This window comes from Arthrobacter rhamnosi, assembly GCF_054510855.1.
This window is the reverse complement of sequence record NZ_JBTNDT010000003.1, coordinates 108,353-129,515: the sequence shown is the minus strand read 5'-3', so window position 1 is coordinate 129,515 and position 21,163 is coordinate 108,353. Positions and strand designations below refer to the sequence as shown.

General features: G+C 69.7%; 18 protein-coding genes and 1 tRNA gene. 13 read left to right on the top strand and 6 right to left on the bottom strand.

Annotated features, from left to right (window positions below):
• Positions 1-7 precede the first annotated feature (7 nt).
• The 3 genes from ACX80I_RS07270 (at position 8) to lplAB (ending at position 2,437) form a co-directional block, all read left to right on the top strand.
• Positions 8-835: a TrmH family RNA methyltransferase gene (locus ACX80I_RS07270; RefSeq protein ID WP_459344742.1), complete on the top strand. Its 828-nt coding sequence runs from the start codon at positions 8-10 to the stop codon at positions 833-835.
• A gap of 101 nt (positions 836-936) precedes the next feature.
• Entirely contained in the window at positions 937-1,194 is a 258-nt protein-coding gene (locus ACX80I_RS07265; RefSeq protein WP_087073176.1) for a type B 50S ribosomal protein L31, read from the top strand.
• 166 nt (positions 1,195-1,360) lie between these two features.
• Entirely contained in the window at positions 1,361-2,437 is a 1,077-nt protein-coding gene (gene lplAB, locus ACX80I_RS07260) for a lipoate-protein ligase LplAB (RefSeq protein ID WP_459344456.1), read from the top strand.
• On the opposite strand, the gene pepN is transcribed toward lplAB, so the two are convergent.
• Positions 2,422-5,031: an aminopeptidase N gene (gene pepN, locus ACX80I_RS07255; RefSeq protein WP_459344455.1), complete on the bottom strand. Its 2,610-nt coding sequence runs from the start codon at positions 5,029-5,031 to the stop codon at positions 2,422-2,424. The two genes, lplAB and pepN, sit on opposite strands and share 16 nt — an antisense overlap.
• A gap of 99 nt (positions 5,032-5,130) precedes the next feature.
• Between pepN and ACX80I_RS07250 the strand changes: the two genes are divergently transcribed.
• From ACX80I_RS07250 to ACX80I_RS07240, 3 genes are read left to right on the top strand one after another with little or no spacing between them, the layout of a single operon-like run.
• Positions 5,131-6,693: a circularly permuted type 2 ATP-grasp protein gene (locus tag ACX80I_RS07250; protein WP_459344454.1), complete on the top strand. Its 1,563-nt coding sequence runs from the start codon at positions 5,131-5,133 to the stop codon at positions 6,691-6,693.
• Positions 6,694-6,741: 48 nt separating this feature from the next.
• On the top strand, positions 6,742-7,668 hold the full coding sequence (locus tag ACX80I_RS07245; RefSeq protein WP_459344453.1) for an alpha-E domain-containing protein: 927 nt from the start codon (positions 6,742-6,744) through the stop codon (positions 7,666-7,668).
• Positions 7,665-8,516, top strand: a complete 852-nt coding sequence (locus tag ACX80I_RS07240; protein ID WP_459344452.1) for a transglutaminase family protein — start codon at positions 7,665-7,667, stop codon at positions 8,514-8,516. The genes ACX80I_RS07245 and ACX80I_RS07240 overlap by 4 nt, the downstream gene beginning before the upstream one ends.
• A 63-nt stretch (positions 8,517-8,579) precedes the next feature.
• Here the strand turns inward: ACX80I_RS07240 and glgC are convergent, their stop codons facing one another.
• Complete coding sequence (glgC, locus tag ACX80I_RS07235) at positions 8,580-9,839, bottom strand: glucose-1-phosphate adenylyltransferase (RefSeq protein ID WP_459344741.1); 1,260 nt, start codon at positions 9,837-9,839, stop codon at positions 8,580-8,582.
• A 129-nt stretch (positions 9,840-9,968) separates the two neighbouring features.
• Between glgC and glgA the strand changes: the two genes are divergently transcribed.
• Positions 9,969-11,162 (top strand): glycogen synthase, encoded by a 1,194-nt coding sequence (glgA, locus tag ACX80I_RS07230; RefSeq protein ID WP_459344451.1) that lies wholly within the window; start codon positions 9,969-9,971, stop codon positions 11,160-11,162.
• 136 nt (positions 11,163-11,298) lie between these two features.
• Here glgA and ACX80I_RS07225 read toward each other — a convergent pair whose 3' ends face one another.
• Together ACX80I_RS07225 and ACX80I_RS07220 are read right to left on the bottom strand one after the other, a co-directional pair.
• The gene (locus tag ACX80I_RS07225) at positions 11,299-13,419 is read right to left on the bottom strand and encodes an acyl-CoA dehydrogenase family protein (RefSeq protein WP_459344450.1); all 2,121 of its coding nucleotides are present in this window, start codon (positions 13,417-13,419) and stop codon (positions 11,299-11,301) included.
• Positions 13,416-14,234 carry a TetR/AcrR family transcriptional regulator gene (locus ACX80I_RS07220; RefSeq protein WP_459344449.1) on the bottom strand — a complete coding sequence of 273 codons (819 nt, stop codon included), beginning with the start codon at positions 14,232-14,234 and terminating at the stop codon, positions 13,416-13,418. Before ACX80I_RS07220 ends, ACX80I_RS07225 begins: the two co-directional genes overlap by 4 nt.
• Before the next feature lie 62 nt (positions 14,235-14,296).
• Here ACX80I_RS07220 and ACX80I_RS07215 point away from each other — a divergent pair, with 62 nt between their 5' ends.
• The 5 genes from ACX80I_RS07215 to ACX80I_RS07195 all read left to right on the top strand — a co-directional run bounded on the left by ACX80I_RS07215 (position 14,297) and on the right by ACX80I_RS07195 (position 19,970).
• Positions 14,297-15,613 carry an acetyl-CoA C-acetyltransferase gene (locus ACX80I_RS07215; RefSeq protein ID WP_459344448.1) on the top strand — a complete coding sequence of 439 codons (1,317 nt, stop codon included), beginning with the start codon at positions 14,297-14,299 and terminating at the stop codon, positions 15,611-15,613.
• Positions 15,613-16,989: a 3-oxoacyl-ACP reductase gene (locus ACX80I_RS07210; RefSeq protein ID WP_459344447.1), complete on the top strand. Its 1,377-nt coding sequence runs from the start codon at positions 15,613-15,615 to the stop codon at positions 16,987-16,989. Before ACX80I_RS07215 ends, ACX80I_RS07210 begins: the two co-directional genes overlap by 1 nt.
• Before the next feature lie 5 nt (positions 16,990-16,994).
• A complete protein-coding gene (locus ACX80I_RS07205) occupies positions 16,995-17,888 on the top strand; it encodes a MaoC/PaaZ C-terminal domain-containing protein (RefSeq protein ID WP_459344446.1) in 894 nt (297 codons plus the stop codon).
• 79 nt (positions 17,889-17,967) lie between these two features.
• Positions 17,968-19,218 carry a kynureninase gene (locus ACX80I_RS07200; protein WP_459344445.1) on the top strand — a complete coding sequence of 417 codons (1,251 nt, stop codon included), beginning with the start codon at positions 17,968-17,970 and terminating at the stop codon, positions 19,216-19,218.
• A complete protein-coding gene (locus tag ACX80I_RS07195; protein WP_459344444.1) occupies positions 19,218-19,970 on the top strand; it encodes a M50 family metallopeptidase in 753 nt (250 codons plus the stop codon). The genes ACX80I_RS07200 and ACX80I_RS07195 overlap by 1 nt, the downstream gene beginning before the upstream one ends.
• A 14-nt stretch (positions 19,971-19,984) precedes the next feature.
• On the opposite strand, the gene ACX80I_RS07190 is transcribed toward ACX80I_RS07195, so the two are convergent.
• Entirely contained in the window at positions 19,985-20,260 is a 276-nt protein-coding gene (locus ACX80I_RS07190; RefSeq protein WP_459344443.1) for a hypothetical protein, read from the bottom strand.
• Positions 20,261-20,508: 248 nt separating this feature from the next.
• Between ACX80I_RS07190 and ACX80I_RS07185 the strand changes: the two genes are divergently transcribed.
• A tRNA-Leu gene (locus ACX80I_RS07185) sits at positions 20,509-20,592 on the top strand.
• A gap of 215 nt (positions 20,593-20,807) precedes the next feature.
• On the opposite strand, the gene ACX80I_RS07180 is transcribed toward ACX80I_RS07185, so the two are convergent.
• Positions 20,808-21,005 (bottom strand): hypothetical protein, encoded by a 198-nt coding sequence (locus ACX80I_RS07180; protein WP_459344442.1) that lies wholly within the window; start codon positions 21,003-21,005, stop codon positions 20,808-20,810.
• Positions 21,006-21,163 lie beyond the last annotated feature (158 nt).

Sequence of the window (21,163 nt, the reverse complement as noted above, 5' to 3'; positions counted from 1 at the left end):
GAACCTGATGGCGCTCGTCGAGCTCCACGACGTCGACGATCCGCGCCTCTCGGACTACCGGAACCTCACCGACGTCCAGCTCCGCCTCGCGAAGGAACCGGCAGAGGGTCTCTACATCGCGGAGAGCTCCAAGGTGCTGCGGCGAGCGATCGACGCGGGCCATGTGCCCCGATCCTTCCTGTTGGCCTCCAAGTGGCTGCCCGACCTGGCGGACGTGCTCTCGCGGTTCCCGTCCGTCCCCGCCTTCGTGGCACCGGAAGCCACGCTGGAGGCGATCACGGGCTTCCATCTCCACCGCGGCGCCCTGGCCGCCATGCACCGTCCCGAGCCACTCCCGCTCGCGGATGTCCTCGCGTCCGCGCACCGCGTCGCCATCATCGAGGACATGGTGGACCACACGAACCTCGGCGCCGTGTTCCGCTCCGCGGCGGCCCTCGGCATCGATGCCGTCCTGGTGAGCCCCCGCAGCGCCGATCCGCTCTACCGGCGGGCGGTACGCGTGAGCATGGGCAGCGTCTTCCAGGTGCCCTGGGTCCGGCTCGAGGTGTGGCCGGATGCCCTGGCCGCCGTCCGGCGTGCAGGCTTCACGGTCGCAGCCCTCGCCCTGGTGCCCGGGGCCGTGCCGCTCGGGGAGTTCGCCGCCGGGACGCACGAGCGCCTCGCACTCCTGCTGGGTACCGAGGGCGACGGACTGAGCGACGGTGCACTCGCCGAGGCCGACGTCGCCCTGACCATCCCGATGCACGGGGGAGTGGATTCGCTCAACGTGGCCGCGGCGGCCGCCGTCGCCTTCTGGGAATGCCGGTACGACGCCCTCGGTGCGCACGCGCTTTAGCGTCGGGGCGACTCCTGCGCTAGTATGAGTAGCTGGCCCTGTTGCCAACCTTTCATTTTCCCGTGCCTGGCAAAATCCAGGCAACCAGAGAAGGTAGTCCCGTGAAGTCTGAAATCCACCCCCAGTACCAGTCGGTCGTCTTCCGCGACCTGGCCTCCGACAAGGCGTTCCTGACCAAGTCCACGGTCGGTTCGTCCAAGACCATCGAGTGGGAAGACGGCAACACCTACCCCCTCATCGAGGTCGAGATCTCCTCGGAGTCGCACCCGTTCTACACGGGCAAGCAGCGCATCATGGACTCCGCCGGTCGTGTCGAGCGCTTCAACGCCCGCTTCAAGGGCTTCGGCGGCAAGAAGTAGCCTTCCGCAGCACCCCGGACCGAGGCCACGCGCCTACGTCCACGAGGAAAAGCCATGCCGCTACGGCGTGGCTTTTCCCGCTTAACGCCGCGTTCACCGAGCACAGTCATCCATTCCGCAGCACCAGCACCGCGCCCGCAGCGGGCCGGCACCCAGGAGGTCCACCATGGCACCAGCATCGGACGACGACCGCCTGCACGGCGAGTACAAGACGCCGGGCGGCAAGCTCACCGCCGTGGACCTCTCAGTCCGGGACGGGCACCTCACCGGCGTCTCCGTCAACGGTGACTTCTTCCTCGAGCCGGACGAGGCCCTCCTCGACATCAACGCCGCGCTCGAGGGCCTCCCTGCGGACACGTCGCCCGGGGAACTCGCGAGCGCCGTCACGGCACGCCTCGATCCTTCCGCCGTCCTGTTCGGGTTCTCGCCCTCCGCCATCGCCACGGCCGTCCGGCGCGCCCTCGGCCGGGCCACCGGCTTCGCCGACCACCAGTGGGAGATCATCCCGCCCACCCCGCTGTCCACGGCGATGCACGTCGCCATGGACGAGGTCCTGACGCACGATGTCGGTTCCGGCGCCCGCAACCCGACCCTGCGCTTCTGGGAGTGGCAGTCGCCGTCCGTGGTGATCGGCAGTTTCCAGTCCATGCGCAACGAGGTGGACCCCGAGGGCGCCGCCCGGCACGGTGTGAGCGTCGTGCGCAGGATCAGCGGCGGCGGCGCCATGTTCATGGAGCACGGCAACGCGATCACGTACTCCCTCTACGTGCCGCAGTCGCTCGTGGACGGCCTGAGCTTCGCGGACTCGTACCCCTTCCTCGACGCGTGGGTCATGGAGGCCCTCGAGAAGCTCGGCATCCGGGCCTGGTACCAGCCCCTCAACGACATCGCCACGGAGATCGGCAAGATCGGCGGTGCGGCGCAGAAACGGCTCGCCAACGGCGGCATGCTGCACCACGTGACCATGAGCTACGACATCGACGCCGACAAGATGCTCGAGGTGCTCCGCATCGGCAAGGAGAAGATGTCCGACAAGGGCACGAAGAGCGCCAAGAAGCGGGTGGATCCGCTGCGCCGCCAGACGGGCGTGACCCGCGAGGAGATCATCGACGTGATGATCTCCACCTTCCGGCAGCGCTACGGCGCCGTGGACGCGACGCTGTCCGAGGACGAGCTGCAGCGCGCCGGAGAGCTCGTGGAGCGCAAGTTCGGCACCGAGGAGTGGCTCTACCGCGTGCCCTGAGCCTGCGCCCCGAGGGAGCGCAGCAGGTGGTCCCGCTCCTCGAGGACGATGCGGCGCAGTGCCGCCGGAGCGTCGGCATTGCCGTACAGCCAGGCATCCGTCCGGATGACCACGGGGTGCTCCTCCGGCGCCCCGTCGAGGTCCTGACGGCCCGGGTACAGGCCACGCACGATCCTGCTCGCCATCTCGATGCCACGCGAGGCCCAGACCTCGCGGAGCGCCCCGAAGTAGGGTTCCTCGTAGCGGCCGAGCAGTTCGCGCGGGCCCAGCACGAACCCCTCGATCGCCGCGCTGAGCAGCTCGTTGGACAAGCGGTCTCCGTGCACGGCCTCCTCCCACGTCGCCTTCTTGATCCCCGCGTCCGGGATCGCGGCGGAGGCCAGGGTGAACCCGACCCTTCCCGACGCTGTCTCATCCGAAGCCCGCTCGGCCTCCAGCTCGCCCGGGAGCACGCGCTGCTGTGCCGCCAGTCCCTGCAGGAAGAGCCAGCGCAGCTCGGGGTCGAGGGGCAGCCCTGCGATCCTCTCGTCGCCGTCGAGCACGGCGCGGACGACGTCGGCCGCCCGGGTAGTGGTCCTGGCGGCGGAGGCCAGTGCCCGCGCCCAGGCGAGCTGCAGGTCGGATCCCGGGGCGGCCGTCCGCAGCCCCTCCTCCAGGAAGCCGCTCACGCGGTCGCGGAGGCCGGCACGCCGGTCTGCCGGAGCAAAACGCTCGACCGCGGTTCCGGTATTGGCCAGCAGGACCTGCAGCACGCCCACGCCGGTCTCGGCCGGCGCGGCGAGCAGAACGGCGTCGAGGTAGGAGTCCACCGGCAGGCGGGCGTCCCTCGTGCTGGACCAGAGGGCCGTCAGGCACGTGGCCCGGGCCAGTGGGTCGCGCAGGCGGTGGATCGAGGACAGCAGGGTCGAGAGCGAATGCCCGTCGAAGGAGAGCTTGGCGTAGGTCAGGTCGTCGTCATTGACCAGCAGGAGGTCGGGCTGCGCGGTCCCGGCGAGCGCAGGGACCGGCGTCCGGCCGCCCTCGACGGTCACCGCCTCGGCGCCCGTCCGCACGAGCCAGCCCTCGGCGTCGAAGGAGTACAGGCCCACCCGAATCCGGTGGGGACGGGGCTCCTCCACGCCCGTGACCGGGTCCACCGCGTCCTGCACGATCGTGACCTGTCGGAGCACGCCGCCGTCGGCGGCGACCTCCGCTCCGAGGGACGGCACGCCGGACGTCTGCAGCCAGGACCGCGACCAGGCGCCGAGGTCCCGTCCCGTGGCGGTGGCGAGCACGTCGAGGAGATCGGCGAGCGTCGTGTTCCCGTACTCGTGTTTCCGGAAGTACCGGCGCGCAGCATCGGTGAAGGCCTCCCGCCCGACGAAGGCCACGAGCTGCTTCAGCACCGAGGCGCCCTTGGCGTAGGTGATGCCGTCGAAGTTCTGCTTCGCGGCCTCGAGGTCGGGGATGTCGGCGACGATCGGGTGCGTCGTCGGGAGCTGGTCCTGCACGTAGGCCCACGACTTGCGGCGGTTCGCGAAACTCACCCAGGACGTGGTCCACCGCGTGGCCTCCGCCACCGCCAGCGCTCCCATGTAGTCGGCGAAGGACTCCTTGAGCCACAGGTCGTCCCACCAGGACATGGTCACGAGATCCCCGAACCACATGTGCGCCATCTCGTGCAGGATCGTGTTGGCCCGCGCCTCGCGCTGCGCCTCGGTGGCCGCCGACCGGAACACGTAGTTCTCCGTGAAGGTCACCAGCCCGGGATTCTCCATGGCACCGAGGTTGTACTCGGGCACGAACGCCTGGTCGTACTTGCCGAAGGGGTACGGGTAGTCGAACAGGTCGTGGAAGAAGTCGAGACCGCGCCGGGTGGTATCGAAGATCTCCGGTGCGTCGAAGGACGGCGCGAGGGAGCGGCGGCAGAACAGTGCAAGCGGCACCTCGAGGCCTTCCCCGGCCGTCCCGGGGGCACCGGTCCACGAGTCGGTCTCGCAGTGGTACGGGCCGGCAAGGATGGTGGTGATGTAGGTCGAGATCCGCCGGGTCGGCTCGAAGGTCCACCGCACGGCCGAGCCGGCTACGTCGTCGAGCGGTTCGACCGCCGCCTCCGCACCGTTCGAGGCCACGGTCCAGCCGGCGGGTGCGATCACGCGGAAGGAGAAGGAGGCCTTGAGGTCCGGCTGCTCGAAGTTCGCGAAGACGCGGCGCGCGTCGGCCGGCTCGTACTGGGTGTAGAGGTAGGTCTCCCCGTCGGCGGGATCCACGAACCGGTGGAGTCCCTCGCCGCTCGCGCTGTAGGCCGCGCGTCCTTCCACCGTCACCGTGTTCGAGGCCGCGAGGTCGTCGAGGAGGACCCTGGCGCCATCGCTCACGGCCGTCGGGTCCAGCACCCGTCCGTTCAGTTCCACGGCGGTGACCTCGCCGATGAAGTCGATGAACGTCGAGCTGCCGGGCTCGCGGCACGAGAACACCGCGGTGGTGGTGCTCCGGTACGTCCCCTCCCCGGTATTCCGGGCGTCCGAGAGATCGAGCTCGACGGCGTAGCTCCCGGTCTCCAGCAGGGCCGACCGCGCGGCCGCCTCGTCGCGGCGCAGGTTCTCGTTCTCCATCCGGCCATTCAATCACGCAGCCTCTCCGCTTCGTTTCGGGCATGTTAACGGCGCGTGTGGCGGTGCGTATCGGCGCTTCATCCATGGCACTGTTGGGTTATGTCCGAGCTCTTTGCTGACTATCCAGCCGCCGCCCGCAAGACGACCGCCTTCGATGAGATGTTCGATGCCGGGTACCGTCCGCGCACCGAATACGGCCAGGTCGCGGCCGCCCTGGACGCTCTCAACCTCGCCGATGTCACAGCCCGCGCCGACTCGATGGCGCGCACCTTCCTCGACCGCGGCGTCACCTTCGACTTCGCGGGTGAGGAGCGTCCCTTCCCGCTCGATATCGTGCCGCGCGTGATCGCGGGCAGCGACTGGGAGGTCCTCGAACGCGGCGTCGCGCAGCGCGTGAAGGCGCTCGAGGCGTTCCTCAGCGACGTCTACGACAAGATGACGGTGGTATCCGACGGGGTGATACCGCGGCGGCTGATCACCTCCAGCGCCCATTTCCACCGGGAGGTCGCCGGGTTCGCTCCGGCGGGCGGCGTGCGCGTCCACATCTCGGGGATCGACGTCGTGCGGGACCAGCAGGGCACCTTCCGTGTCCTCGAGGACAACGTCCGCGTGCCCAGCGGTGTCAGCTACGTGCTGGAGAACCGGCGGGCCATGGCCAAAGGGCTCCCGGAGGCCTTCGGGCAGCAGCACATCCGGCCGGTCGAGGAATACCCGCGCCGCCTCCTCGCCGCCCTGCGCAAGACGGCGCCTCCCGGCGTCGAGGAACCGACCGTCGTGGTGCTGACGCCCGGCGTCTTCAACTCCGCTTATTTCGAGCACACCCTGCTCGCCGGGCTCATGGGCGTCGAGCTCGTGGAGGGACGCGACCTGATCTGTCGTGGCAACCGCGTGTACATGCGGACGACGGCGGGGGAGCAGCGCGTGGATGTCATCTACAAGCGCATCGACGACGAGTTCCTCGACCCCCTGCAGTTCCGCGCGGACTCGGTGCTCGGGTGTCCCGGCATCGTCAATGCTGCCCGCGCCGGCATGGTGACCATCGCGAACGCCGTCGGCAACGGCGTGGCCGACGACAAGCTCGTGTACACCTATGTCCCCGACCTCATCCGGTACTACCTGGGCGAGGAGCCCATCATCGCCAACGTGGACACGTACCGGCTCGAGGATGCCCCGGCACGTGAGGAAGTGCTCGACCGGCTCGATGAACTCGTCGTGAAGCCCGTGGACGGCTCCGGCGGCAAGGGACTCGTCATCGGCCCGGACGCCACGAAGGCCGAACTCGACACCCTCCGCGCCAAGGTCCTCGAGGACCCGCGCGGCTGGATCGCCCAGCCGGTCCTCCAGCTCTCCACCGTGCCGACCATGTCAGGGGGCCAGTTCAGCCCCCGCCACGTGGACCTGCGGCCCTTCGCCGTCAACGACGGCGAGGAGGTCTGGGTGCTTCCCGGCGGACTGACGCGTGTGGCCATGAAGGAGGGTTCCCTGATCGTGAACTCGAGCCAGGGCGGAGGCTCCAAGGACACCTGGGTGGTGGACGGCGGGGTGCGCAGTCCGGCGGACGTGCCGCAGGAACGCCCGGCGGTGACCGTCCGCGAACGCACCAGCGTCTGGCCGATTGAAACCAACTGGCAGGACAAGCAATCGGAGCAGCAGCAGCAATGATCGTCGCGACTTCCCCGACTTCCCCGACTTCCATGGAAGGCAGGCCCCATGCTCAGCCGCATCGCTGAATCCCTCTTCTGGATCGGCCGCTACGTCGAACGCGCCGACGGGACGGCGCGCATCCTCGACGTCCACCTCGAACGGCTCAACCAGATGCCGCTCGCCCAGCAGCGGGAGACCTCCCGGCACCTGCTCGGCGTCATGGGCAGCCGCCCCGAGAAGGACGACATCGACCTCTCGGACCTGCTCCAGGCCCTCGCCTACAACCGGACGAGCGCGACCTCCATCGCCGGCGCCCTGGGAGCCGCACGTGAGAATGCGCGGCGGGCCCGCGAGACCGTCTCGAGCAGCGTCTGGGAGAGCCTGAACACCACCTGGTACGGCCTGACCCAGCACCGCAAGGACGTCGTCGGGACCTACCGCTTCTGCCACTGGGTGGTGGAGCGGACGGCGATGATACGGGGACTGTCGGACACCACCATGAGCCACGACGAGTCCTGGCAGTTCCTGGTCCTCGGGCGCAGCCTCGAACGCGCCGACATGACGGCCCGGATGCTCTCCACGCACGACGTCCACGCTGCGGGTCTGTCCTGGGTCAACATGCTGCGGTGCGCAGGCGCGTACGAATCCTTCCTCCGGACCCGGCGGGCCTCCTTCGGCGACCAGCAGGCCGCCGAGTTCCTGCTCCTGGACCGCCTGTTCCCGCGGTCCATCGTGTACGCGCTGAGCGACGCCGAGAAGTGCCTCACCCAGCTGAATCCCGCGTACCAGCGCGTCGGATTCATCAACGACGCCACCCGGATCGTCGGGCAGGCCAGGACCTTCCTCGAGTTCCACCAGACACGGGACCTCATGTCCGAACTGCCCGAGCACATGGACCGTATCCAGAAGGCCTGCGCGCGGGCCTCCGACGCCGTGTCCCGCACGTACTTTTCCCAGGCGGACGAGCTGTCCTGGGTTGGAGAGGTCTCATGACACGCCTGCTGATCGAGCACCGCACCGGCTACGACTACCGCGGCCGGGTCTCGCTGTCCTACAACGAGGCCCGCATGACCCCCCTCACCGACCCGCAGCAGGTGGTCCTCGAATCCACCCTGAAGGTCAGTCCGTCGAGCGCCGCCGTGTCCACCTACCGGGACTACTGGGGCACCCGCGTGACGTCGTTCGACGTCCATGTGCCGCACGAGCACCTCGAGGTCACAGCCCTCTCCACCGTCGAGGTCAGCCGCGTCGAGCGGGTGCCCGGCGAGGCGGAGATCCTGTCCTGGGAGGACCTCGCCGCCCCGTTCCTCACCGACGAGTTCGCCGACTGGCTGGCCCAGACGAATCTCAGCGAGCCGGGTGAGGAGGTGCGCGCGCTGGTCGCCCCCCTCGCACACGACCGCAACCCCCATGAGACGGCCCGGGCCGTCTTCGACTGGCTGCGGCAGCAGATGGACTACGTCCAGGGCGCCACCGGCGTGCAGACCAGCGCCCGCGATGCCTGGGCGGAACGCGCGGGCGTCTGCCAGGACCTCGCGCACGTCGCGATCGGAGCCCTGCGCGGCCTCGGCATCCCCGCGCGGTACATCTCCGGCTACCTGCACCCCCGCCGCAGCGCGGGTATCGGCGAGACGGTCGCCGGACAGTCGCACGCCTGGGTGGAGTGGTACGACGGCGAGTGGCGCGGCTGGGATCCGACCAACAGCGGCCCGGTGAGCGACTTCCACGTCTCCGTGGCCCGCGGCCGCGACTACCGGGACGTCTCCCCGCTCAAGGGGATCCTGTCCGGCGGTGGGGGATCGACGCTCAACGTGACGGTCGCCATCACCAGGGTCGCCTGACCCCGCCCGGACCCGAACGCACAGAGGCCCCCGGCGCGTGCCGGGGGCCTCTGTGCGTTCGGCTCAGACCACCGGGTAGGCCGGCTCGACGACCTGGTTCTTGCTGACGATCGTCAGTCCCGAGTCCGTGACGGCGAAGCCGCGGCTTCGGTCCAGTTCGAAGTCGACGCCGATCTGTGCACCAGGGGGGATGCGGACGTTCTTGTCGATGATGGCCCGCCGGACCACCGCACCCGCACCGACGGTGACCTTGTCCAGGAGGACGCAGCCCGTCACTTCGGCGGCCTCGTCGATGAACACGTCGGTCGCCAGGATGGAGGTGTTCACGGCACCACCGGAGACGACGACGCCGGCCGAGACGATCGAGTCGTGCGCCTCGCCGGACCGGCCCGATGCGCTCCGGACGAACTTCGCCGGTGGCGAGACGCTCTGCCGCGTGTAGATCGGCCACTGCAGGTTGTAGAGGTTGAAGAGCGGCAGGGGCGAGATGAGGTCCATATTGGCCTCGTAGTACGAGTCCATGGTGCCGACATCGCGCCAGTACTGGCGGTCCCGGTCGGTGGCGCCCGGGATGTCGTTGGTGGTGAAGTCGTACACCGCGGCGTCGTTGCGCTCCACGAAGTAGGGGATGATGTCCCCGCCCATGTCGTGCTTGGTGTCGAGCCGTGCGGCGTCGTCCTCGAGGGCCTTGACGAGCGCATCGGTGGTGAAGACGTAGTTGCCCATGGAGGCGAGGAAGCTGTTGGGGTCGTCCGGCAGGCCCGGCGTCGTCTTCGGCTTCTCGACGAACGCCGCGATGCGCCCGGGGTCGTTCTGGTCGACCTCGATGACGCCGAACTGGTCGACGAGGTTCATCGGCTGCCGGACGGCCGCGACGCTCACGGAGGCACCGCTCTTGACATGGGCGTCGACCATCTGCTGGAAGTCCATGCGGTACACATGGTCTGCGCCGATGACGACGACGATGTCGGGCTGAGCGTCGTGGATGAGGTTCAGGGACTGGTAGATGGCATTCGCGCTGCCGAGGAACCAGCTCTTGCCGCGGCGCTGCTGCGCCGGGACGGATGCGATGTAGTTCTGCAGCTGCGTGGACATCCGCCAGGTCTCGGAGATGTGCCGGTCCAGGCTGTGGGACTTGTACTGCGTGAGCACCACGATCTGGAGGTATCCCGAATTGACGAGGTTCGACAGGGCGAAGTCGATGAGCCGGTAACTGCCCGCGAACGGCACGGCCGGCTTGGCCCTGTCCGCGGTCAGCGGCATCAGCCGCTTGCCTTCTCCGCCTGCCAACACCACGGCAAGTACTTTCTTCGGTGCCACTATCGACCCCCCGCTCTTCCTTGAGTGTTCTGCGTTCTCGACCGGTGGCCGATGAGGCGTAGGTCACACACCCGGAACCCTTCCGGTCACTTCACACTAGAGGACTCCGGCGCACTGCACTACGTTGGGGGAGTGCGAGTAGACATTGTGACCAAGGAATTCCCCCCCGAGATCTATGGTGGCGCGGGGGTGCACGTCGCCGAACTGAGCAGGGTCCTTGCGCCACAGGTCGACCTCCGGGTCCACGCGTTCGGTGCAGCCCGGCCGGAGGACTACCACGGCGCCTCGGTGCGTTCGTACGGCGTCCCGGAGGGGCTCGCCGGAGCGAACGCCGCCGTGCAGACCCTCGGTACCGACCTCCAGATGCTGGACGCCATCAAAGGCGCCGACCTCGTGCACTCGCACACCTGGTATGCCAATATGGCCGGCCACCTCGCGTCCCTGCTGCATGGCATCCCGCACGTCCTGAGCGCGCACAGCCTCGAGCCTCTGCGCCCCTGGAAGGCCGAGCAGCTCGGTGGCGGCTACGCCCTCTCGTCCTGGGTGGAGAAGACCTCCTACGAGGCGGCCGCGGCCGTCATCGCCGTCTCCGCCGGCATGCGGGCCGACATCCTCCGCAGCTACCCCGACGTCGACCCCGGCAAGGTGCACGTGGTCCACAACGGCATCGACGTGGCGCAGTGGTCGCGCGACGAGGACGACGACGCCCTCCGCGCCCACGGCATCGACCCGGACCGCCCGAGCGTGGTCTTCGTGGGCCGCAACACGCGGCAGAAGGGCGTGCCGTACCTCCTCCGAGCCGCCGCCCACCTGCCCGCCGACGTGCAGCTCGTCCTCTGCCTCGGCGCCGCCGACACACCGGAGCTGGCGGCCGAGACCGAGGTGCTCATCTCGGACCTGCGCGAGCGGCGCGGCTCCGTGGTGCTGATCGAGAAGATGCTGCCGCGGCGCGAGGTCATCCAGATCCTCAGCCACGCCACCGTGTTCGCCTGCCCGTCCATCTACGAACCCCTCGGCATCGTCAACCTCGAAGCGATGGCCTGCGGCGCCGCCGTGGTCGCCTCGGCCACGGGAGGCATCCCGGAGGTGATCGACGACGGCGTGACCGGCACCCTGGTGCCCCTCGAACAGGTCCAGGACGGCACGGGGACGCCCCTGGACCCGGAGAAGTTCGTGGCAGACTTCGCCGCGGCGCTCAACGCTCTCGTCGAGGACCCCGCGAAAGCCACCGCCATGGGCGCGGCGGGGCGCGAGCGGGCGGAGCGGCACTTCGACTGGGGCTCGATCGCCGAGACGACGCTCGGGGTGTACCGCAGCGTCCTCTGACGCCGGAAGCTTCGACGACCGCTCCGGGCGCCCGTGTCCGGGCGGCACCGACGGCGCCCGCTCCCGACAGGAGCTCCGCACGGAGAAAGGCCCGGGAACGGATTCCCGGGCCTTTCGCGTGTGCTTCGTCCCGGCGTCAGCGCCTCGCGCGTGCCCGTCCGGCCTTGCGGACCTTCTTCTCCCTGGCTTCACGGGCCAGGAGTGTCTTCTCGTCGATCGGGGCGTCCCCGCTCGCGCGGCGGCGGCGAGCGTACTCGGCGGCTTCCTCCTGGCGCTGCTGCTCTGCGCCGCCGGCGATGGCGGAGCGCACGTGCTCCGGCCCGTATCCGAAGGCTTCGACGAGGTCGAGGGCATGCGGACGGATCTTCGCCAGCAGGCGGTTGATGTAGCCGTCGAGTGTCCGCGCGCGCTGGGAGGACAGCCGTCCGTTCATGAGGAACCAGGCCAGGTCCTTCTCGATCAGGCACAGGCCGAACAGGTCGCGCAGGCGCGTGAGGATCTCCCGCGTGCCCGGGTCCTTGATCTGCTGGAGGCCCCGCGTGAACGCCTCCCACTGCAGCAGCTCGGCGTGGGCGTGGGCCACCTCGATGAGCTCGTTCTGGTGCTCGTTGAACAGGGCCGCCGACTCCTCCTGCGATCTGCCCTTCGCGCCGCGCAGTTCGGCGGCGAGTTCCGCCACGCGGGACTGCACCCGGTCCGTCAGGAGTTCGTGCTGCGTGTCCTCGTCCCGCAGTGCGATGGCCGACTTCTTCCCGGACCCGGAATCCGCGACGGTCTGCGCGACGCGGCGGAGGCCCGAGCGGTGGAGGGTCCTGCCTGCTGCCTGGGACACCGCGTACCGGGCCAGGACGCCGAAGTCGACGCCCTTGAACTCCTTCGCGTAGTCGGTCAGCAGGCGCTTGGCCACGAGCTGCAGCAGGACGTTGTTGTCGCCCTCGAACGTGACGTAGACGTCCAGGTCCGCGCGCAGTGACGCGAACCGGTTCTCGATGAGGAAGCCCTGGCCGCCCGTCGCCTCGCGGCACTCCTGCAGCGTGTCGAGCGCCAGCCAGGTGCTGAGCGGCTTGAAGGCGGCGGCCAGCGTCTCGAGGTCCTGGCGGTCCTCGTCGGTGTCGTGGTCGCCGGAGAACACGTCGTCGAGCTTCTCGAGGAGTTCCTCGTGGGCGAAGGCCGCCGCGTAGGTCGCCGCGAGGCGCGGCAGGAGCCGGCGCTGGTGCCGCTGGTAGTCCATCAGCACCTCTTCCCTGAGGTCCGATGACGCGTTGAACTGGCGGCGCTGGGTGGAGTAGGTGATGGCCGCGGTCAGCGCGATCTTGCTCGCGGCGACGGCGGCGCCGTCGAGCGAGACGCGGCCCTGCACGAGGGTGCCGAGCATGGTGAAGAAGCGGCGGCCCGGGGACGCGATGGGCGAGGAGTAGGAGCCGTCCGCTGCGACGTCGCCGTAGCGGTTCAGCAGATTGGTGCGCGGCACCCGGACGTCCGTGAAGTGCAGCCGGCCGTTGTCGATGCCGTTAAGGCCGCCCTTGATCCCGTCGTCCTCGCCGCCCACTCCGGGCTTGAAGGTGCCGTCCTCGTTGCGCAGTTCCACGTAGAGGCCGTGCACGCCGTGGTTGACGCCGTTGGTGATGAGCTGTGCGAAGACGACGGCGGCGCGACCGTCGATGGCCCCGTTGCCGATGTAGTCCTTCCAGGCAGCCCGGAAGGGCGTGTCGATCACGAACTCGTCGGTCGCCGGGTCGAAGGTGGCCGTGGTCGCGATGCTCGCGACGTCGCTGCCATGGCCCGTCTCGGTCATCGCGAAGCAGCCCGGGATCTCCATGCTCATGATGCCGGGCAGCCAGGCCTCGTGGTGCTTCTCGGTGCCGAGGTGCATGACGGCCGAGCCGAAGAGCCCCCACTGCACGCCCGCCTTGATCTGGAGCGAGGGGTCGGCGACGACGAGTTCCTCGAACCCTGCGACGTTGCCGCCGTGGTCGCCGTCACCGCCGAAGGCTGCCGGGAACGCGCGGTGGACCGCCTTCTGCTCGACCAGGTAGTGGAGCTGGTCGAGGCACCGCCGCCGGTGGTCGTGATGGGTGAGGCCCTCGATCTTGTGCAGCTCGGGGCGGCCGGCGAGTTCCCGCGCAACCCGCCGCACGTGCGCCCACCTGCCGAGGAGCAGTTCGCCGAGCTCCGCCGTGTCCACGGTGGCCTGTTCGTCGTCCCTCATGTCGACCGTGGCGGGAATCTGCTGGGGGCCTGAGATGGTCTGGGTCATGGCGTGTCCTTCGCGGATCGGAGGGTTTCAGGGGACGACGGGGAACGTCGGGGAGCCGGGGGCACGAGGGCTTCGTACCGGCTGATGCCGTCGAAGAGCCAGCCGGTGATGTGGCGCGCCATCTGCTCCACGGTGGGCTTGTCCGGCCCGTCGGGCGAGCAGAGCCAGTGCTCGCCGGCCGCCCGGACCATCCCGATCGCCGCTGCCGGCCAGTACTGGGGGACGGCGTCATCGGGTCCAACGGACCGGTCGGGGCGCAGCACGGCGCGCATCGGCCGCGAGAGCATCTCGGTGACCGCCGCGAGGAAGTGGGCGAGGGTGTCCTGGGCGCCGTCGTCGGCAGCCGTGGACTCGGCGATCCCCACCCGGGTGACGAAGGCGTAGACGTTGGGGGAAGTCCGGGCCATCTGGAGGTACGCCAGCACCATCGAGTACAGGCCTTCCCGCGGCGTCGGCGCGGCCTTCGCGGCGTCGAGCACCTTCTGCTGCATCTGGGCGATGACCACCTCGGCCATCGCCCGCTGCAGTCCGGTCTTGTCACCGAAGTAGCGGTAGTAGACCGACTTGGACGTGTCGGCGGCGGCGGCGATGTCCTCCATGGACGCCCCGGGTCCGAGGGTGCTGATCGCCCGCCTCGCCGTCTTGATGAGCTGCCGCCGCCTCTCGGCGCGGTGCTCCTCCCAGCGGCTGGAGCGGCCGTCCGTCACCGTCCGCGTGCTGTTCGCCGTGTGATTGGTGAAGGCCTCGGGTGCCCCCTCCGGAACGGCGGAGGGACTCTCCTTGGAGGTGCCCAGCAGGGTCGGCGCAAACTTCATGATACCCAGCGTATCAGGTACGCTAGGTATCGGTAATCACCCTTCGTACCAGGAGCACTCCCATGGCAGATCAGGCCGGCGCGCAGAACACCGCCCCGTCACCCCGCACGGCAGTCGTCATCGGCGGCAACCGCATCCCGTTCGCCCGCTCCGGCGGCGCCTACGCCTACTCGTCCAACAAGGACATGCTCATCGCCGCGCTGGACGGCCTGGTGGCCCGCTTCGGCCTGCAGGGCGAGCGCATCGGCGAAGTGGCCGCCGGCGCGGTCCTCAAGCACTCCCGCGACTTCAACCTCACCCGCGAAGCGGTCCTCGGCTCCGCCCTCTCGCCCGAGACCCCCGCCTACGACCTCCAGCAGGCCTGCGCCACCGGCCTGGAGACCGTGGTGGGTCTGTCCAACAAGATCAAGCTCGGCCAGATCGAGTCCGGCATCGCCGGCGGGGTCGATTCCGCCTCGGATGCTCCGATCGTGGTGAGCGAAGGACTGCGACGGGTGCTGCTCGATCTCTCCCGCGCCCGGACGACGCAGCAGAAGCTCAAGGCGCTCAGTGCTCTCCGCCCGAAGGACCTCTCACCGAACGCGCCCACCACGAGCGAACCGCGCACCGGCCTGTCCATGGGTGAGCACCAGGCCCTCACCACGGCTGCCTGGGGCATCACACGGGAGGCTCAGGACGAGCTCGCCTACCGCAGCCATCAGAACCTCGCGGCGGCCTACGAGCGCGGCTTCTTCACCGACCTCATGACGCCCTACCGCGGCCTGACCCGGGATGCGAATCTCCGCGCCGACACCTCCCTGGAGAAGCTCGCCGGCCTCAAGCCCGTCTTCGGCAAGGGACTCGATACCCCGGCGACGATGACTGCCGGCAACTCGACGCCCCTGACCGACGGTGCGGCCCTCGTCCTGCTCGGCAGCGAGGACTACGCTCTGGCCAACAACCTGCCGATGCTCGCGAACATCGTCGACGCCGAAGCGGCGGCGGTCGACTTCGTCCACGGTGAGGAGGGACTGCTCATGGGAGGCGTCCACGCCGTGCCCCGCCTGCTGGAGCGCAACGGGCTCACCTTCGAGGACTTCGACTTCTTCGAGATCCACGAGGCCTTCGCGGCGACCGTGCTCAGTGCCCTGGCCGCCTGGGAGGACCCGGACTACTGCAAGCGCGTCCTCCGGCTCGACGGAGCGCTCGGCAGCATCGACCGCTCGAAGCTCAACGTCAACGGCTCCTCGCTCGCGGCCGGGCACCCCTTCGCCGCCACCGGCGGGAGGATCGTGGCGTCGCTCGCCAAGACGCTGTCCGAGAAGGGCGGACGAGGACTCATCTCCATCTGCGCCGCAGGCGGGCAGGGTGTCGTCGCGATCCTCGAGGCGAGGAACTGATGGCGGACACCTACCTGGACCTCGTCAACACGCCGCTGCCCGGCAGGATCGCCAAGGCCCTCGGGTTGCCGCGGCCCTCGGTCCTCAGGCGCTACACCCCGGGTGAGTCCCTGGCTCCGCTGCCGGTGCTCGTCACCGGGTCGGGCGCCGGCGCGGATGCGCTCGCCGGCCAGCTGCTCGGCTGGGACATCGAGGTGCGCCGCCACGTCCTGCCGGGCGAGAAGCTCAGTGCCGCCGTCGTGGTCCTCGATGAGGCCGCGTCACCGGAGGACCTCGCCGCCCCGATGCTCGAACTCGGGCAGGCGGTGAAGCTCCTGGTCCCCGGTGGGCGCGTGGTCGGCATCTTCCGGTCCCCGGCCGAGACGGCCGACCCCGCCGAGGCCGCGGCACGGCAGGGCGTCGACGGCGCCCTGCGATCCGTGGCCCACGAACTGCGCGGCGGAGCCACCGCCAACGGCATCATCCTGCGCGGCGCCGCAACGACCACGGACCCGACCACCCTCGGGGCACTCCGATTCTTCCTGTCCGGGAGGAGCGCCTACGTGGACGGGCAGTTCCTCGACGTGGCGACCGCCCCGGCGGAGAGTGCTCACGAGCTCGCTGCAGCCACCACGGCGGAGGGCGAAGGTGTCCCCGACCGGCCGCTGGCAGGCAGGACGGCCGTGGTCACCGGTGCGGCGCGCGGTATCGGCGCGAAGATCGCCGAGGTCCTCGCCCGCGACGGCGCCCGCGTGGTCGCCGTCGACGTACCGGCTGCAGGGGAGCAGCTCGCCCAGGTCGCCAACCGGGTCGGCGGCACCGCCCTGCAGGTCGACATCACCGACCCCGGGGCCGCGGCCCGCATCCTGGAGCATGTGGGGCAGCGCTACGGGGACCTGGACATCGTCGTGCACAACGCCGGCATCACCCGGGACAAGCTGCTGGCCAACATGGACGCGGCACGGTGGGATTCCGTGATCGCGGTGAACATCGCTTCCCAGTTGCGGATGAACGAGCAGATCCTCGCCTCACCCGTCTTCTCCGCGACCGGGCGCATCATCAGCCTCGCCTCGACGAGTGGCATCGCCGGCAACCGCGGGCAGAGCAACTACGCGGCGTCGAAGGCCGGAGTGATCGGCATGGTCCGTGCACAGGGTGCCGCCGTCGACGGAAGTGGCCGCACCATCAATGCGGTGGCGCCGGGATTCATCGAGACGGACATGACCGCGAAGATCCCGCCGCTCCGGCGGCAGGTCGCCCGCCGGCTGAGCAGCCTGCAGCAGGGCGGCCTTCCCGTGGACGTCGCCGAGACCATCGCCTTCCTGGCCTCCGACGCGGCAGCCGGCATCAACGGGCAGGTGGTCCGCGTCTGCGGGCAGAACCTGGTAGGCGCGTGAGCGGGATGCCGGGTGACACGGTCCTGCCCGCGCTGCCGGGGCTTCCCGCCCTCTACCGGCGTGCCGTCACGCTGGCCGCGCAGCGCTCGCTGGGGCGCGCCGCCGCGCCGCCCGTGCTCCCTGCCGTCCGGCACCGCGTCGACGGTGTCCGGACCGATCTCGCGGCGCTCACCCGGTTCCAGCGGCTGATCGGGTCGGCGGGCCGGGACCAGCTTCCGTCGGCCTACCTCCACACCCTCGCCTTCCCGGTGGCCATGAGCGTCCTCGCACGCTCCGACTTCCCCCTGCCCCTGCTGGGCATGGTGCACCTCAGCAACGAAGTGCACCAGGACCGGCAGGTCAGCGCTTTCGAGCCGCTCGGCGTCGTGGCCTACGCCGAGAACCTGCGCCCCCATGCCGCCGGCACCCAGCTGGACGTCGTCACGGAGGTCGCAGCAGGGGACGAATGCGTCTGGACGGGCCGCTCCGTCTACCTTGCCCGCGGAGTCCGACTGGCTGACGCGGCTCCGGAGCAGCGGCGCGAGGACCGCCCGCCCTTCGCAGCGCCTGCCCCCACCGGCGTGTGGGCCCTCGATCGGGGTATCGGCCGCCGCTACGCCGCCGTGTCGGGGGACTGGAACCCGATCCACCTCAGCGGGCCGACGGCGAAGGCGTTCGGCAGGACGACGGCGATCGCCCACGGCATGTACCTGGCCGCGCGAATGGTGGACCAGGCCGTGGCCGCTCCCTCGGGTGGCCTGAAGTGGCGCATCGACTTCGCCGCGCCCGTGCCGCTGCCCGGAGTCGTCACGACGTCGTTCTCGCGGACGCCCGGCGACGCGGGAGGGCGGATCGACGCGATCGGTTGGTCGGCGAAGCGTCGGCGGCCGCACTTCACGGGATGGGTGCGCACGGACTAGCGCGACGCGACTCCACAGTGCCTGACGGACCGCGCCGTACCCGGGATTCCGGCTCCACCGGCCGCCCTAGACTTGGGCCATGACCGGCTCCTTCCTGACGGACCGCGCGGCTGAGCTCGACGCCGCCGATCCGCTCGCACACCACCGAACCCTCTTCCTCGGCACCGACGGCGACGCCGTGCGCTCCTACCTCGACGGCAACTCGCTCGGGCGCCCGCTGGCGACGACCGCGGACATCCTCGCCTCGTTCGTCACGGACCAGTGGGGCGGCCGCCTCATCAGGGGCTGGGACGAGGGGTGGCTGGTCCTGCCGGAGCAGATCGGCGACCAGCTGGGCCGGGTGGCGCTGGGTGCTGCCGCCGGACAGTGCATCGTGGCGGACTCGACGAGTGTCCTGCTGTACAAGCTCGCCCGGGCCGCGGTGGCGGAGCGCCCGGAGCGGACGGAGATCGTCGTCGACCGTGACAACTTCCCCACGGACCGCTTCCTCGTCCAGGGCATCGCACGCGAGCGCGGGCTCACGCTCCGCTGGATCGAGGTCGCGTCCGACGGCGGCGCGACACCCGCCGACGTCGCCGCCGCCGTCGGCCCCCGGACGGCCCTCGTCCTGCTCAGCCACGTCGCCTACCGCTCCGGCTTCATCGCCGACGTCCCGGCCATCACCCGGATCGCCCACGACGCCGGCGCCCTCGTGCTCTGGGACCTGAGCCACTCCGTCGGATCCGTCCCGGCCGAACTGGACGCGTGGGACGTCGACTACGCGGCGGGCTGCAGCTACAAGTACCTGAACGGCGGGCCGGGCGCCCCCGCCTGGGCCTACGTGGCGAAGCGGCACCTGGCCACGCTCGACCAGCCGATCCTCGGCTGGCTCGGCAGCGCCGACCCCTTCGCGATGGGGTCGGCATACCGTCCGGCGGACGGGATCCGCCGCCTGGTCTCGGGTACGCCGCCCATCGTCGGCATGCTGGCGATGCGCGACATGATCACCTTGATCGACGAGGTCGGCATGGCGGCGGTGCGCAGGAAGTCCGAGCTCCTGACAGCCTTCGCCGTCGAAGCGGTCGACGAGCTCCTGGCGCCCCACGGGGTGATCATCGCCTCGCCGCGTGCCGCCTCGGAGCGAGGAAGCCACATCACCATCGATCACCCGGCCTTTGCCGGGATGGTGCCGGAGCTGTGGCAGGAAGGGATCGTCCCCGACTACCGGAACCCGAACGGGATCCGGCTGGGACTCTCGCCCCTGTCCACGTCGTACGGTGAAGTGCTGGTTGCCATCGGCGCCATCGCCGATCGTCTCGCCCCGCCCCGGGAACGGGCAGCGGGGGAGTAGTGGGAGTTCTCGACGCCCTCCTTCGGATGGAGGAGCGCATCGTCGACGGCCTGGCCAGGGCTGCACCGCCCGACGTCGGCACTACCGGACTGATCGCCATCGTGCTGGTTGCGATCGCGCTGTCGGTGCCACACCGCACCTGGCGGTACTTCGGCCTGTTCGTCACGGTCGTCCATGAACTCGGCCACGCGGCCGCAGCTCTCCTGACGCTGCAGCGAGTCGCCGGGGTCACCCTCCGCCTCGACCATTCGGGCACAACCACCAGCATCGGGCCGCGCGGCTGGCGCACCGCCTTCACGACGTTCTGGGGGTACCCGGTGCCCGCCGTCGCCGGCGCTGTCCTCGTCTCCTGTGCTGCCTACGGATGGGCGTCGGCAGCGCTGTCCGTGGGAGCGCTGATCCTGGTGGCCGCTCTCGTCCTCATCCGGAACCTGCAGGGCGTCCTCATCCTGGGCGGCTGCGCGGGAGCCGCCCTGGCGGTCGTCTGGTTCGGTGGAGGGGCGCGGGCCGGCTACGCCTGCCTCGCCCTTGGTCTCGCCCTGCTCGTGGGCTCGTGCCGCGACTGGGCGAAGGTCGTGAGGGTGCACGCCCGACGGCGGGACCTCCGGTCATCGGACGCCTACCTGCTCCAGCGCGCCACTCGCGTCCCGTCTCCGCTCTGGCTCGGGATGTTCGCGCTCGTCATCGGGATGGCCCTGCTGTCGGCGCTGCAACCGCTCGCGCGGATCGCGGACCTCGCAGCCCTGGGGTGAGGAGCTCCAGCCCTTCAGCTCCTCGTGTGGCGGTTGCGGCCCGAACTGTAGGGAGCGCCCTCCTGCCGGCACAGGTCGTCGAACAATTCGTTGACGGCCTGGGAGACGCAGTCGCGTTCGTGCTCGGGCAGGTCGATCAGGCCGTGGAGATAGGCGTTGACCTCGTACTCGTCCACTCCGCCGCCCATGCTGAAGTAGTGGAGCCAGAGCTCGCCCGGCGATATGTTCGCTCGCTGCATCGCGTTGTACGTCAGGGCGTACTGCTCCCGGTCGGGATCCGTCTCGTCCACGTCATCCACTCCATGCGCTGGTCCATCGGCCGTTGTACGGCCGGTGGGACCAGCATAAGCACGCGGATGCCGCCCGGAGGGAAGCAGGAGTGATTGCAGGCGGCGCCCACCAGGTGTAGGACGCCGTGCGCTTGAAGAACGACGGGCGTCTTCCCGGCCGCGGGCGTCGGCCGATTCAACGTCTCGGCCAAACCCGTGGTAGTGTTTCTCTCGTTGCTTTCGACGGTTTGAACCGGAGAAAACCACCCGCGCGGGTGGCGGAATGGCAGACGCGCTAGCTTGAGGTGCTAGTCCTCTTATTGAGGGTGGGGGTTCAAGTCCCCCTCCGCGCACAAAGAAAACCCCGGTTCGCCGGGGTTTTTTTGTGCCCTCGACCAGGCGGAGCGCTTCTCGACCACGAGGGCCGCGCGATCTGCCAGTTTGCCCGAGTGCCACGGCGGCGGCGAGTGCCATGGAGAGACGATGCGCCGGCTCCTTCCCTCCCACCGAAACGCGGACGCCACTGTTCGCGTCTGCCGTGCCCTCCCGCCGCACCTACGGAACCGCTCTAGGCAGCCTCCGCTTCGAGGACCGGCCTGAGGACGGACAGCTGAATGACGTGAACAGTCCGTCTCGCGCGAAGTTCGATCTGGATCGGCAGAGGTGGCATCAGCCGGCCCTGCTCGATGAGCTCGATGGTCTGCCGCGATTGCGGGATAGGGATGTCGGAGGTGGCGTCGTGGTATTCGCCGGGGTAGGTGATCATGGCTCGGTCTTCTTGCTGGTGATGAATCCGTCCACAGGATATTCGTCGCCGGTGACAGTCGGGCGGGGTGCCATCGCAGTGAGCATCACCACGGCGGCGATCACCGGCCTCCGGTGGCCGGAATCGGGGTCTTCGAGGAGTTCCCAGAACTCACGTCG

Bases quoted from the DNA above. Each gene is read 5' to 3' on its own strand.
- ACX80I_RS07180 (WP_459344442.1), bottom strand. From the start codon at position 21,005: ATGATCACCTACCCCGGCGAATACCACGACGCCACCTCCGACATCCCT.
- ACX80I_RS07270 (WP_459344742.1), top strand. From the start codon at position 8: ATGGCGCTCGTCGAGCTCCACGACGTCGACGATCCGCGCCTCTCGGAC.
- ACX80I_RS07200 (WP_459344445.1), top strand. From the start codon at position 17,968: ATGACCGGCTCCTTCCTGACGGACCGCGCGGCTGAGCTCGACGCCGCC.
- ACX80I_RS07210 (WP_459344447.1), top strand. From the start codon at position 15,613: ATGGCGGACACCTACCTGGACCTCGTCAACACGCCGCTGCCCGGCAGG.
- ACX80I_RS07240 (WP_459344452.1), top strand. From the start codon at position 7,665: ATGACACGCCTGCTGATCGAGCACCGCACCGGCTACGACTACCGCGGC.
- ACX80I_RS07205 (WP_459344446.1), top strand. From the start codon at position 16,995: ATGCCGGGTGACACGGTCCTGCCCGCGCTGCCGGGGCTTCCCGCCCTC.
- ACX80I_RS07225 (WP_459344450.1), bottom strand. From the start codon at position 13,419: ATGACCCAGACCATCTCAGGCCCCCAGCAGATTCCCGCCACGGTCGAC.
- ACX80I_RS07245 (WP_459344453.1), top strand. From the start codon at position 6,742: ATGCTCAGCCGCATCGCTGAATCCCTCTTCTGGATCGGCCGCTACGTC.
- lplAB (WP_459344456.1), top strand. From the start codon at position 1,361: ATGGCACCAGCATCGGACGACGACCGCCTGCACGGCGAGTACAAGACG.
- ACX80I_RS07220 (WP_459344449.1), bottom strand. From the start codon at position 14,234: ATGAAGTTTGCGCCGACCCTGCTGGGCACCTCCAAGGAGAGTCCCTCC.
- pepN (WP_459344455.1), bottom strand. From the start codon at position 5,031: ATGGAGAACGAGAACCTGCGCCGCGACGAGGCGGCCGCGCGGTCGGCC.
- ACX80I_RS07250 (WP_459344454.1), top strand. From the start codon at position 5,131: ATGTCCGAGCTCTTTGCTGACTATCCAGCCGCCGCCCGCAAGACGACC.
- ACX80I_RS07215 (WP_459344448.1), top strand. From the start codon at position 14,297: ATGGCAGATCAGGCCGGCGCGCAGAACACCGCCCCGTCACCCCGCACG.